The organism is Xanthomonas sp. NCPPB 1325 (assembly GCF_041477645.2).
Lineage (GTDB): Bacteria > Pseudomonadota > Gammaproteobacteria > Xanthomonadales > Xanthomonadaceae > Xanthomonas > Xanthomonas cannabis.
In genome coordinates, this window is record NZ_CM192985.1 from 466,993 (window position 1) to 479,496 (window position 12,504).

The window sequence follows — 12,504 nt, forward strand, 5'->3', positions numbered from 1 at the left end:
CTACCAGGAGCTCACCATGGATCTCGGAATAGCCGGTCGCGTCGCCCTCGTCAGTGGCGGCGATTCGGGAATGGGCAAGGAGACTGCACGCCAGCTCCTCGAAGCCGGCGCACGCGTGGCCATCACCGATCTGCCGGGCGGCACGCTGGCGCAGGCGAAGGCGGAGCTGTCCGACCTGGGGCAGATCATCGCCATCGAGGGAGACGTCACCCGCGAGCACGACGTCACCGCTCTCTGGGCCCAGGTGCGGGAACAACTGGGCGACCCGGACATCTACGTCAACGCCGCCGGTGTCACCGGTGCAACCGGTGACTTCCTGGAGGTCGACGATGCGGGCTGGCTCGAGACCCTGGACATCAACCTGATGGGCGCGGTGCGCATGTGTCGCCAGGCCATCCCTGCCATGCGGCGCAAGCAGTGGGGGCGGATCGTGTTGTTCGCGTCCGAGGACGCCGTGCAGCCCTATGTGGACGAGCTGCCGTACTGCGCCTCGAAGGCGGCCATTCTCAGCCTGGCCAAGGGGCTGTCCAAGGCCTATGGCGGCGACAATGTGCTGGTCAATACGGTGTCGCCGGCCTTCATCGCAACACCGATGACCGACAAGATGATGGAAAAACGCGCGCGCGAGAACGGCACCACGTTCGAGCAGGCGGTTGCATCGTTCCTGGATGAAGAGCGGCCCGGAATGGTGCTCAAGCGCCGCGGCCGCGCCGAAGAAGTGGCATCGGTGGTCGCGTTCCTGTGTTCGGAGCGCGCCAGTTTCATCAACGGCGCCGGCGTACGCGTGGATTCGGGCTCAGTCTTCACGATTGCCGGATGAGGTGACCGGCAGCGCGGTGGTGCGTGCAGTTGTGTGGACGTGGGGCATCACGCACTGCCTGCGTGAGCGCAACGGACGGATGTCTCACCGACGCATGCCTGTGTCACGTTGCAGTGCATGTAGATCGATCCGATAGCCGGCACTGGAAGCAGACGAAGATGCATGCAGGCTCACACACGGTTGACTGATGAGCTTCTAGATTCGGCCGATGCTTCCTTCAGTCACCGCGCCTGATCACGCACGTCATGAGAGCCGAAGGCCGCACCGCGGCAGTCTTTCGTCGCATGTGCTGGACCATGTGCGCGCGGTTCCCGATCTGCCCTGGCCGGGCGCTGGGCAGACCCGTGCGCGCTGGCGCGCATTGAGCGCACTGGGAGCCGAGAGCCTGCCATTGGCAAAAGTGCTGGAAGCGCATTACGACGCGCTTGCCATCCTGTCCGAGGCGGGCGAGCCGGCGCCACCGGCCGGCACCCTCTGGGCGGTGTGGGCAGCGGGCGGCCCGGACGATACCGTGACCTACGACCACCGTTTGGGTGCGTTGTCCGGCACCAAGCCGTGGTGCAGTGCGGACGGTGTGGTGACTCACGCCCTGGTGACCGTCAAAGATGGCGAGAAGCGTCCTCTTGCCGCCGTGGAGTTGGGTGCGGGCAGTTTCGAGCTGGATGCCGGCCAGTGGCACGGCCCGGGCATGGTGGGTATTCCTACCGGGATCGGCCATTTCGCCAGTGCGCCTGCCCGCCTGGTGGCCGATGCCGACTTCTATCTCCAGCGGCCCGGGTTCTGGCACGGCGGTGCCGGCATCGCGGCTTGCTGGTATGGCGCGGCAACGGCCATCGCCGAGCAGGTGCGGCGTTCTTCCCGGATCGTGGGTAATCCGTTTGCTGCAGTGCATGTGGCGGTCATCGATGAGCAGCTCCATGTCGCCAGGCTTGCGCTGTGCGAGCTGGCCGCGCAGATCGACGATGCGCCGGGCACCGACCATCGTCATGCGGTGACGCGCCTGCGGTGCCTGATGGACCGCGTGTGTCGCGACGTGCTGGAACGCGCGGCCCTGGCGCTTGGCCCGGTGTCGCTGTGCTGCGACGCCGAGCATGCACAACGCTGCGCAGACCTGGCCGCGTTCATCCGCCAGTGTCACGCAGAGAAGGACGAGCAGTGGCTGGGAGAACAGCTGCATGCCTGCGAGCACACTCCGTGGGCTCTCTGAGGGGCGGGCACATCGAAGGGCAGGGCATCAGCGAAGCACGCTGGCTTGCCTCGCGCACACTGGCGACATTGCCGCGCATCCGTCTGGGCCAACTCATTGGCAGCGCTGCCAGGCTGGTCGTGGTTTCCCCGCATCCTGATGACGAGGTGCTGGGATGCGGCGGGCTGCTGGCCATGGCCGCAGCCGACGGGATGGACATCGTGATCGTTTCAGTGACCGACGGAGAGGCGGCCTATCCTGGCGAGGTGGCGTGGCCGCCGCCACGGCTCGCCGCGGCGCGGCGCCAGGAGCTGCATGAGGCGCTGGCCTGTCTTGGCATCGATCCGGCAAACGTGGTGCGCATCGCGGTTGGCGATGGGCAGGTGCAGGCGCATGGCGACGTGCTGGCTGCCCGACTCGCTGCGTTGATCAGGCCAACGGATGCGGTCTTTGTGACCTATGCAGGCGATGGGCATCCGGATCATGAAGCCTGCGCCGATGCGGCGATCAGCGTGGCGGCCGCGTGTGGCGCACGGCTCGTTCAATACCCGGTGTGGGCATGGCACTGGGACGACCCGGAGAACAGCACGATGCTGGCATCGGCCACGCGCCTTGCACTGACCGACACCGCGCGTGCAGCCAAGGCGACGGCGCTTGCCGCGTTCAAGACACAGACCGGCGAGGTCGTTCCCCGGTTAGCCGATCCCATCCTCCCGGAGTGGGCGTTGGCCCGTTTCCGGCGAGATTTCGAGGTCTATATTGCATGAACGCCCAGACCAACGCGGATTACTTCGACGGCATCTATCAGCGCCCGGACCCATTCGGCTACGGCACGCGCTGGTACGAATCGCGAAAGCGCGACATCCTGCTGTCCACCCTGCCGAGGGCGCAGTTCGCACGCGGCTGGGAGCTGGGCTGCTCCAATGGCGAGGCCACGCGCGGGCTTGCGGCGCGATGTGACAGCCTGCTGGCAACGGACATGTCTGCGGGCGCGGTGGCGCAAGCCAGGCAGCGCGTGGGCGAACGCAGCAACGTGGAGATCCTGCAGGCATGCCACCCGCAGCAGTGGCCCGTGGGCAGTTTCGATCTGATCGTGCTGAGCGAGATCGGCTACTACCTGGAGCCACAGGAACTCGATGACCTGATCACACGGGCCCAGCGCTCGCTGACTGCGGAAGGGCTGTTCGTTGCCTGCCATTGGAAGCATCCGTTCGATCAGGCCCGCCAGGATGGTGTGTCGGTGCATGCCTGCATCGCACGTCTGCTCACGCTCCCGCTGGCCTACCGCTACGAGGACAGCGACTTCCTGCTCGAAGCGTGGGCGGTGCAGGCGGTATCGGTTGCCCAGCAAGAAGGCCTGCGATGATCGCCGTGCTCATTCCCGCCCATAACGAGGCCGACGATATCGTCGGATGCCTGACCGCGGTCTTTGCCGCCGCTTCGCATCCGGATCTGCGCGAACCTGTGGATGTCATCGTGGCGGTGGACCGATGCACCGATGCGACCGCGAAGATCGCATCGCTGATGGGGGCCAGGGTGGTCGATGTGGCCAGCCCGTGGGGCGTGGGCGTGGCGCGCGCCGCGGCCGCTGCTGCGGCGATCGACCTCGGTGCCGATTGGCTCGCCATGACAGATGCCGACTCGCGCGTTCCCGCTGACTGGCTGGTCGAACAGCGCCGTATCGGTGCCGGGGTCTTCTGCGGGATCGTGGAAGTGGCCGACTGGTCGGGCTATGCGGACGAGGTCCGCAGCGCCTTCGAACAGACCCAGCCCAGGGGCGAAGGCCACGGGCGGATCCATGGCGCCAATCTGGGCGTCAGCGCCGAGCTGTATCGACGCTGTGGTGGCTTCCCCTCGCTGGCTTGCAGTGAGGACGTGGCACTGGTGCGCGCGCTGCAGCGCATCGGTGCCCCAATCCGCTGGTCCCCGCGTGCTGTGGTCATCACCAGCGCGCGTCGGCAGGCGCGTGCGACCGGTGGGTTTTCGGACTTCCTGAAACAGCTGGAGGCGTGCCCGCCAGTGGAAGCGCACGCGGTGGCCGTCCCTACGGTGTGACCAGGTTTGCGTCTCATCCACCCGCAAGCGCATCGATAGCAGAATCCCTGGCGCAGGTCGCGGCGCTACGGCAAGCGACTAGCGTCCACCCTGAAATCGAAAGCTGAAGCGGGCTGTCGATGCGGACTCTCCAACGATGGGCGCAGGCGTGGCATTCACCAGGGTCAGCATGCCGTCGGCCACGGGGACCGGGATGCCCAGCGTGAGATCAAGCTGCTTCGACCAGCCGCCGCCCATTACCGTGGCCCTGACGATCAGCCGCCCGGCGTGGATGCACTGAACATCGGCCAGGCAGCGGCTGTCTTCGATCACCCGGTCGGGACGTACCTTGGGTCCATCGACTGCCGCAATGTCGCCCAGACGGACAGGGCCTTCGATCGGCGCATCGGCGGTAGCGTCCATCGCTGCACACCCGGCAAGCGAGACGGCCCAGAGCATGACGGGTACCAGAGCGCGCAGGAGCGGGCCAGTTGTGTGGCGTTGACGCATGATTATCCTGTTCCAGGTTCGATCCTGCTGGGTACCGGCCAATTGCCCGGTTGGTGCGACGGCATCGGTTTCGGAACGGGCCACGTGACTTCCGGGCGTGCGTTGCGCATTGCTCGGCATCACAACGCAGCTGCGGGCCATGGGCTGCGAGGCGTTGCTCGATCAATTCAGACGCGCGACGCCAGTACAGTGCTCCAGCTGTGCTACAGCGGGCTGTTACCGAAAGGCATCCGTGCCGGCTCGACATTGCGGCAAGGACCAGACACTCCCACTTCATCGGCGTGCGTCGGCGGTTCTGCCGAGTTGCTCCTGCATTCGTGAAGCGCCCCGACGCCATGCATTCAACGTAGGCGCCGGGGCGGCCAGGCCCTGGACCAAGGCGGCGCGGTGAAGCGCCCGCCGTTACAGCAGCTCAGAGGCTATCCGGCGCCGGTGCTGTGGCCTTGGCGTGCTGCTTGCCGCGTGCATGCTCGATCGCCGTGCGCAGCTTGCGGGCAGCGCCGGTCACGGCCGAAGCCGTGGTCTCTGCGCTGTTGGTGGCCGCAATCGGCGGCAGGCCGGCGACGTGGGCTTCGATACTGCAGGTTCGATCCGCTGCGCCGCCGCGCTGGCCGTTCTCGTCGCGCAAATGCACGTCGACGCGGGTGATGTCGTTGGCAAAATGCGCCAGCTGGGCGGTGCAGGTCTTCTCGACATGCTGCACGACAGAGGGGTCATGCGGCACGTGCTTGTCGGTCTGGATCTGAATCTGCATAGATGTCTCCTTCGCGGTCATCCGCTGCGTCTGCCGTAGCGGTAGCTTGATTCTGCGGCAGCGCGGTGTTGCCGCAAGGTGACAAACCGCCGCATGTTCATGCACGGGTTGGCTGTGGCTTGCGGCTGAGGCCGGCTGGTGCAGCGCATGAGGTTCGGAGGCATGGCCAGGTGCACGCGCACGACCCGCTGGCAGGTGAGCCGCTGTTGCGAAGCAGCAGCCCTGTGTTGAAGCACCCGCGTTTGGGTCGTCATGTAGTCGGCAGCCGGGCGGCGGGTTGCATGAATCGTCCCCGAGGTGACGCTCGGCGCGACCGGGGTGGTGGCTTAAGATGCCCGCACCGCGCGGTGCTGCGCCTGTCCGATACCTGCCTGTGTCCGAGCTTCGATCCGCCCTGAGTGCCCGTTCGCGCGTGTTGCGGCATGTGTTGGTGTGCTGTGTGATGTGGTTGGTCTGCGCCGGCGCGGTGCTCGCGCAGGACGAAGACGCCCTGCTTGAGACGGCACAGAAGCAGTTGGACGGCACGCAGAAGGTGCTGGATCAAGCGGATGTCGGATTGGAAAAGGCAGACGACGAACAGCTGCGCACGCTGATCGACCAGGTGACGGCGGCGCAACGGCAGGTACAGGATCTGGCGCGTCAGCTGGATCCGCCGCTCAAGCAGGTGAGCTCTCAGCTTGCGGGGCTGGGTGAGGCGCAGAACGGCGAAGCCACCGATCTCAAGAAACAGCGCGCATCATTGAAGAAAGAACAGAGCGCGCTGGATGCGGAATTCAAGCGGGCCAATCTGCTGGAGTCAAAAGCCCGCGACCTCGCTGATCGCCTCGAGCAGAAGCGCGCTCAACTGTTCAGCGTGCAGATGACGACCCGCGTTGCCTCGCCCTTGTCGCCGGCGCTCTGGAACGACATTGCGCAACACTGGCCGGACGACCGCACGCGGCTGCAGCGCCTCTACGAGGAGGCCGCCCAGCTGCTGCGTACCGGGATCGCCGCCAACGGCGTCGGCGGCCTGGTGACCGGTGGATTGATTGCGCTGCTGCTGGCGTTTCCGCTGCGGATGTTTCTGCGACACCTGGGGCGGCGCTATGCAGCCTCGCGTGCGCCCGGCGGTCGCTTGCGGCGCTCCGGGCTGGCGTTGTGGTTTCTGTTGGTCGGCATGCTGAGCCTGGGCATGGCGGCATGGGTGCTGGCCGAAACCGTGCGTGCGATGGCCCAGGTACCGGCCGACCTGGACGAGCTGCTCAGTGCATTCGTCATCATCAGCTTCGTTGCGGCCTTCGTGGGTTCGCTCAGCGCCAGCTTGCTGATGAAACATCAGCCGACCTGGCGGCTGTTTCCGCTGGATGACGCCACCGTCGATCGCCTGCGCGTGCATTGCCTGGCCACCGCTGCGGTGATCTGGTTCAGCGGCATGGCGATCAAGCTCAACGAGGTGGTGCAAACCAGCAGCGCGGCCACCACCGCCACCGACGCGGTGGCGGCATTGGTGTACGCCGGGCTGATCCTGTCTGCGCTGGCCGGCCTGAGCCTGTCGCTGCGCGCGCGTGCGGCCAGCGCCGGGGCGGCCAGTGCCGACAGCACCGAGCCACCACCGGTGGTCTCGCGGGGGGGCGGGGTCATCGTGCTGATCCGTCTGCTCGGGCATGTGGCGGTCATCGTGGCCCTGCTGTCAGCGCTGTTCGGCTATCTCAACCTCGGCTTGTTCATCGCGCGACAGATCATCTGGATCACCTTGATCTGCAGCTTGCTGGGGCTGCTGGTGGTCTTTGCCGACGACCTGTTGACCTGGGTCTTCAAGCCGGACGGGCGTTTCAATCGCGCGCTGTCGCATGCCTCCGGCGTCGGCAGCGGGCGGCTGGTGCAACTGGGTCTGTTGCTGTCGGCCCTGGTGCGCGTGGTGCTGATCCTGCTGGGCATCGCCGCACTGGTGACGCCGTACGGCGCCAATCTCTCCGCCGTGACCGGCTGGGCCGAAAACGTGTCGCACGGTATCCAGATCGGCAAGGAACTCACCATCACGCCGGCGGCAGTGGTGCGCGCGCTGCTAGTGTTTGTGCTGGGGCTGGGCGTGGTGCATGTGGTGCAGCAGTGGTTGCTCAACACCTACCTGCCCAAGACCGAACTGGATGCCGGGGCGCGCAATTCGATCAGCACCGTGGCGCGTTATCTGGGTTGGCTGGTGGTCGTGGTGTGGGGTCTGACCGCGTTGGGTCTGGATCTGAAGCGGCTGGCGCTGGTGTTGAGCGCGTTGTCGGTGGGTATCGGTTTCGGTCTGCAGGCGATCACGCAGAACTTCGTGTCGGGCCTGATCCTGCTCGCCGAGCGGCCGGTCAAGATCGGCGACTGGGTGCGCATCGGCGATCAGGAAGGGGACGTGCGACGGATCAGCGTGCGTGCGACCGAGATCCAGGTGGGCGACCGCTCCACGTTGATCGTGCCCAACTCGGAGCTGATCACCAAGAGTGTGCGCAACATGACGTTGTCCAACCCGATGGGACGGGTGCAGCTGCAGTTCTCGGTGCCGTTGGAAACCGACGTGGCGAAGGTGCGCGACATGTTGCTGGCGCTGTTCGCCGAGCATGCCAAGGTGCTGGCCGAGCCCGCGCCATCGGTGTTCATCGATTCGCTGGCGGGCGGTCACGTCAACTTCAATTCGTTCGCCTACGTCAGTAGTCCGCGTGACTCGTATGGGGTGCGCAGCGAGTTGTTCTTCGCCCTGTTGCAGCGGATGGAGGCGGTGGGTATCGCACTGCAGTCACCGCAGGAAATCCGCTTCAGTCGCGCAGGTGCGGCGGCGGCGCGTGACGCAGGGGATGGCACGCCTGTCTCGGAAAACTGAGCCGTGGGCCCCGCGTGGCCACGTTGCAGTCACTCGTTGCTGCAATGCTGTGCCGAGGCGGCCGTACCTGGCCTTCGCCGCCGCTGAATCCACGCTCAAGTCGAAGACGTGCAGCGGCTCGACTCAGGAGCGGTCCGCCACCGGGGTGTCCTTGACCAAGGCCAGATCGTCCACGCTGACGTCTTCGGTGTAGTCCAGCCAGGCGCGAATTTCCAGGTCTTCCACCGCATGTTCCAGACCGACCGGCATGCGGATGCGTCCGGCGGCGTCGGGCACCACCCACTGCTGGGCCAGCACCACCTTGCGTTCGGACGACACCGCTTCGACCCAGAACGCGCGGGTAGGGCGACGCTTGGCATAGAGCTCCAGCATGTAACTGCCGGCATCGGTCTTGCGTGCGGCCTGGGTGAGCATGATGGGCTGACGCACACGGGGGCGCGGGCCTTGCTGCGTTGCCTCCAACGGCGCATCGACGGCGATGCCGCGGGTCAGGTCCGGGTCGCGGTACAACTTCATGTTCTGCTGGCGATCGACCACCAGCGCGCACCAGTCGCCGTCGGCCGAGCCGTCTTCGAACGCAGTGCAGCGGTCCACGTAGGCCAGCGTGCCATCGGAGTGGCTGCGGTCGAACTGGCGCGAGGTGTTTTCCAGATACACCGTTTTCAGCTCGGTGTCCTGGTCGTATTCCAGCAGCACCGGCGGGCGCACCTGCTGCACGCCCACCACCACATCGCCATTGCCGTTGACGCGCAGCATGCGCGTGCTGCGCCCCGTCCAGAGCGTGCGGGCGTAGGCAAGATAACGGGGATACTCCTTGCCGCTGTCGCGACTGGCGGCCACGCTGGCGCTGGGCGGCGCATCGCTGGCGAGCAGCGAGCGGCCGAACCCCAGCGTGCGCATGCCCGGTTCCAGCAACTGCAGCAGCGTGGCGCCCGAATCGAGCGTGCTGCCCGCACGCGTGACCACCTGCTGCGGCGCGATGCCCTTGCCGAGGAACAACAGCAGGTTTTCGCGCTTCTGGTGTGCAAGCACGTCGCTGAGATCGTTCGGCATGGCCAGGTGATCGGAGGCGATCACGATGATGGTGTTGTTGGCATAGCGGCTGTTGCGGATGCGCGCGACCAGCTCGCCGATCAGGCGGTCGCTGCATTTGATGGCGTGCAGCAGGCCGATGTCGCCCAGCGCGCTGTCGTAGTGTTGGCCCTTGCAGGCCAGCGGCAGGTGCCCGGCCGGGTGATGGGTGTCCATGGTCAGGGTGGTCAGCATGAATGGCTGGCCTGCGCGCGACAGCGTCTGAAAGCTTTCCCAGGCATCGTCCAGCAGCACGTCGTCGTGCACGCCCCAGGCCGAAAAGTGCTGGGGCGCCACGCCCTTGTCGCGGAAATGGTGAACGTCGTGCACTACATCGAAGCCATGGCTGGACAGAAAACTGCCCTTGCCGGCGAAGCTGGCATCGGCACCGCCCACGTAATGGTTGCGGTAGCCCTGGTCCTTGAGATAGTCGCCCAGGCAGCGTGCTTCGGGCAGGAACAGGCCCATGCGGTCCATGCTGTTTTCATCGCCGGGCGCGGTGGTGAGTGGCACCCCGCACATCGAGGCCACCATGCCGGCGATGGTCCAGCCACTGCCTTCGGTGGAAGTGAGATTGCGCACATCCACCGCCTCGCTGGCGAGCGCGCGCAGGTTGGGCGTCAGGCCGGGAAACACCGATTCGTCGAAGTAGGTGCGCTCCAGACTTTCGCCATAGATCCAGACGATGTTCTTGCGCTTTTGCAGCGGTTGCTGCGGGACCTGGTATTCCGGCACCACGGTGGCGTAATCGACCGGGCGCCACTGGTAGTACAGGCGCTTGCCGTCGCGATACAACGGGCTGACCGCGATGCTGACCAGCAGCATCGCCACGAATCCGCCGAATACCGCCGCGCCACCGCGGGGGCGTCGGAAGCGGCGCACCCTGACCAGCAGCAGTGGGCTGAGCGAGAGCAGCAGCATGCCGACGAAGACGGCGATATAGCCGGAAAAATCGCTGACGCCGGCGCCATCCATGTCTGCACGCAAGTGATAGAGCGTTGCGGCGTTGATGCCGTCGCCGCTGAGTCGGTCGATCAGTCCCCAGGCGCTGAGCAGCAGCAGAAACAGCGATAGCAGGCCAGCCTTGAGCCACGCCAGACGCGGCGAGGCGACCAACAACCACAGCAACAGCAACAACGAGAACAACAACATCCAGTGCATGCGCAGCGTCCGTGGGGGAATGATGCGAGCGCGTACCGGACGCCTTGCTCGCCATGTCCGGTGCCATCTGCAATGTGACACCTGGATGACGGACTATGCCGCGCTGAAGCTGACTGAAATGTTTGCTGAAGCCCAGCGGCTGCCCCAACGCGGCACAGCGCGCGCGCCGACGATCACCTGGTCGCCGTCGCGCTCGCTGGCGGGTGGCAGTCTTTGTATTCCGCACCCGGCGTGCTTCCCGCGCCTGGGCGACATATGGAGGCCGCCACATCGCCCGGCCCACGTTACGCGCGGTCTTGGCAGGCGAAGCGGGGTGAAACCCTGTCGCGCCCAGGTGCGCTCCTACGCGGCGGTGTGGTTTACGTGTGGCGCTAGCGGTGCCCGCGTTCTTCGCGTGCACGCACGCGGCGGTCGAACAGCAGTGCACTGAGCACGATGCCAAGGCCCAGCACCACGCCGAGCAGGAACAGCACCATCGCAATGGCCGGATAGCCCCACAGCTTGAAGCCGGTCTCGATGCGCATCATCTGGGCCGAGGCCATGATCAGCGCGGCGGTGACGATGCCGGCCGCCACGCGGTTGGCGATCTTCTGCAGGCTTTCCATCAGATGCGATTCTTCCAGCCCGGTCACGCGCATCTGCAGCCGATTCTCTGCGGCCAGCGAGAGGATCTCGGACATGCGGCGCGGCCCTTCGCGCACCAGATGCTGCAGTTCCATTGCCTCGCTGGCCAGGTTGGCTGCAGACAAGGATTTCTTCAGGCGCGCGCGCATCACGTGCTGCAGGTGACGCTCGACGATGCGGCGGGTGTCCAGCGTGGGCGACAGCGCGCGGCACACCCCTTCCAGGTTCAACAAGGTCTTGCCGAGCAGGCTCAGCTCCGGCGGCGTACGCAGGCCGGTGGAGGTGGCGATCCGCACCAGATCCAGCACCACGCGGCCCTCGGAGGTGGTGTCGTGCGCAGCGTAGCGCGCGATCATCTGCCCGGTTTCGCGCTGGTAACGGTCTTCGTCGTAGTCCTCCAGGCGCGTGCTCAGCGCAATGGTCTCTTCGGCGACTTCTTCGCCACGCCCGTCGACGGCGGCAAACAACAGCTTGAGCAGGCGCTCGCGCAGGCGGGGCGGCACGTGCGCCACCATGCCCAGGTCGAAGATGGCCAGGCGCCCGTCCTGCAGCACGCGCAGGTTGCCCGGGTGCGGGTCGGCATGGATTTCGCCATGCACGAACATCTGGTCCAGATACCCCTTCACCAGCTCGGCGGCCAGGTTGTCCATCGGCTGCTCGGTGCGGCGCAGGCCGGAGATCTTGTCCACGCGCACGCCTTCGGCCAGCTGCATGGTCAGCACCTTGCGGCTGCTCAGGTCCCAGATCGGCCGCGGCACCCATAACAACGGGAACGGCTCCAGGTGCTTGCCAAAGCGCACCAGGGTCTCGGCTTCGTCCTCGTAATTGAGCTCGGCGCGCAGGGTCTTGCCGAATTCGCCCAGCCAGTCGGCAAAGCGCACGCGCCGGCCGATGCCGGTCAGCCGGTCGGCGGCGGTGGCAAAGCTCTTGAGCACGTCCAGGTCCGAGCGCACCTGCGTGGCCACTTCAGGCTTCTGCACCTTGACCGCCACCGGCGTGCCGTCGCGCAATGCGGCGCGGTGCACCTGTGCCAGCGACGCGCAGCCCAGCGGCACCGGGTCGAAGTGCGAGAAGGCCTTGTTGACCGACACGCCGAGTTCTTCCTCGATGATCTGGCGGATGCGCTCCACCGGCACCGAGCTGGTGTTCTCCTGCATGCGCTCCAGCGCGGTGGCGAACTCCGGCGGCACGATGTCCGGGCGCGTGGACAGCATCTGGCCCAGTTTGACGAAGGTGGGGCCGAGCGATTCCAGGTCCGAGACGAACTGGTCCGGGGTGCCTTCGGCAGGCACTTCGTACTCGTTGATGGCACCCGGGTCCAGGTTCATGCCGGCAAACACACCCGACCCGCGATAGCGCAGCAACAGACGCAGGATCTGCGTGCGCCGGCTCATGCCGCCCACCACGGCGTGTTCGGCCGGGGTCGCGGCAGAGGCCGGTGTGCGGTGCGGGTCGTTGGGACTCAAGGCCATCTCCGGTGCGTCATGCAAGCGGCGAGTGTGGCC

General features: G+C 66.2%; 10 protein-coding genes. 6 read left to right on the plus strand and 4 right to left on the minus strand.

The features are described from left to right. The first annotated feature begins 16 nt into the window (after positions 1-16). The 5 genes from ACCQ10_RS02010 to ACCQ10_RS02030 all read left to right on the plus strand — a co-directional run bounded on the left by ACCQ10_RS02010 (position 17) and on the right by ACCQ10_RS02030 (position 4,061). A complete protein-coding gene (locus ACCQ10_RS02010; protein ID WP_039406038.1) occupies positions 17-820 on the plus strand; it encodes an SDR family NAD(P)-dependent oxidoreductase in 804 nt (267 codons plus the stop codon). Between the two features lie 688 nt (positions 821-1,508). Further along, positions 1,509-2,027, plus strand: coding sequence for a dehydrogenase (locus ACCQ10_RS02015; RefSeq protein WP_372363032.1), 519 nt, complete (start codon positions 1,509-1,511; stop codon positions 2,025-2,027). Then, positions 2,015-2,773, plus strand: coding sequence for a PIG-L deacetylase family protein (locus tag ACCQ10_RS02020; RefSeq protein WP_372362038.1), 759 nt, complete (start codon positions 2,015-2,017; stop codon positions 2,771-2,773). Before ACCQ10_RS02015 ends, ACCQ10_RS02020 begins: the two co-directional genes overlap by 13 nt. After that, the gene (locus ACCQ10_RS02025; RefSeq protein ID WP_372362039.1) at positions 2,770-3,372 is read left to right on the plus strand and encodes a class I SAM-dependent DNA methyltransferase; all 603 of its coding nucleotides are present in this window, start codon (positions 2,770-2,772) and stop codon (positions 3,370-3,372) included. Before ACCQ10_RS02020 ends, ACCQ10_RS02025 begins: the two co-directional genes overlap by 4 nt. Next, positions 3,369-4,061, plus strand: a complete 693-nt coding sequence (locus ACCQ10_RS02030) for a glycosyltransferase family 2 protein (RefSeq protein ID WP_372362040.1) — start codon at positions 3,369-3,371, stop codon at positions 4,059-4,061. Before ACCQ10_RS02025 ends, ACCQ10_RS02030 begins: the two co-directional genes overlap by 4 nt. Before the next feature lie 78 nt (positions 4,062-4,139). Here ACCQ10_RS02030 and ACCQ10_RS02035 read toward each other — a convergent pair whose 3' ends face one another. Both ACCQ10_RS02035 and ACCQ10_RS02040 read right to left on the minus strand, forming a co-directional pair. Next, a complete protein-coding gene (locus ACCQ10_RS02035) occupies positions 4,140-4,550 on the minus strand; it encodes a hypothetical protein (protein ID WP_372363033.1) in 411 nt (136 codons plus the stop codon). A 412-nt stretch (positions 4,551-4,962) separates the two neighbouring features. Further along, the gene (locus tag ACCQ10_RS02040; protein WP_039406034.1) at positions 4,963-5,304 is read right to left on the minus strand and encodes an HPF/RaiA family ribosome-associated protein; all 342 of its coding nucleotides are present in this window, start codon (positions 5,302-5,304) and stop codon (positions 4,963-4,965) included. A gap of 442 nt (positions 5,305-5,746) precedes the next feature. Between ACCQ10_RS02040 and ACCQ10_RS02045 the strand changes: the two genes are divergently transcribed. Further along, entirely contained in the window at positions 5,747-8,143 is a 2,397-nt protein-coding gene (locus ACCQ10_RS02045; RefSeq protein WP_372362041.1) for a DUF3772 domain-containing protein, read from the plus strand. 123 nt (positions 8,144-8,266) lie between these two features. Here ACCQ10_RS02045 and ACCQ10_RS02050 read toward each other — a convergent pair whose 3' ends face one another. Together ACCQ10_RS02050 and ACCQ10_RS02055 are read right to left on the minus strand one after the other, a co-directional pair. Next, positions 8,267-10,375, minus strand: coding sequence for a phosphoglycerol transferase I (locus ACCQ10_RS02050; protein WP_166743654.1), 2,109 nt, complete (start codon positions 10,373-10,375; stop codon positions 8,267-8,269). A gap of 371 nt (positions 10,376-10,746) precedes the next feature. Next, positions 10,747-12,471, minus strand: a complete 1,725-nt coding sequence (locus ACCQ10_RS02055) for an ABC1 kinase family protein (RefSeq protein WP_372362042.1) — start codon at positions 12,469-12,471, stop codon at positions 10,747-10,749. Positions 12,472-12,504: the final 33 nt, after the last annotated feature.

What these genes read in the sequence shown, in the direction of transcription:
- ACCQ10_RS02035 (WP_372363033.1), bottom strand. Translation starts at nt 4,550, where the DNA reads ATGCGTCAACGCCACACAACTGGCCCGCTCCTGCGCGCTCTGGTACCC.
- ACCQ10_RS02015 (WP_372363032.1), top strand. Translation starts at nt 1,509, where the DNA reads ATGGTGGGTATTCCTACCGGGATCGGCCATTTCGCCAGTGCGCCTGCC.
- ACCQ10_RS02045 (WP_372362041.1), top strand. Translation starts at nt 5,747, where the DNA reads ATGTGGTTGGTCTGCGCCGGCGCGGTGCTCGCGCAGGACGAAGACGCC.
- ACCQ10_RS02055 (WP_372362042.1), bottom strand. Translation starts at nt 12,471, where the DNA reads ATGGCCTTGAGTCCCAACGACCCGCACCGCACACCGGCCTCTGCCGCG.
- ACCQ10_RS02040 (WP_039406034.1), bottom strand. Translation starts at nt 5,304, where the DNA reads ATGCAGATTCAGATCCAGACCGACAAGCACGTGCCGCATGACCCCTCT.
- ACCQ10_RS02030 (WP_372362040.1), top strand. Translation starts at nt 3,369, where the DNA reads ATGATCGCCGTGCTCATTCCCGCCCATAACGAGGCCGACGATATCGTC.
- ACCQ10_RS02050 (WP_166743654.1), bottom strand. Translation starts at nt 10,375, where the DNA reads ATGCACTGGATGTTGTTGTTCTCGTTGTTGCTGTTGCTGTGGTTGTTG.
- ACCQ10_RS02025 (WP_372362039.1), top strand. Translation starts at nt 2,770, where the DNA reads ATGAACGCCCAGACCAACGCGGATTACTTCGACGGCATCTATCAGCGC.
- ACCQ10_RS02010 (WP_039406038.1), top strand. Translation starts at nt 17, where the DNA reads ATGGATCTCGGAATAGCCGGTCGCGTCGCCCTCGTCAGTGGCGGCGAT.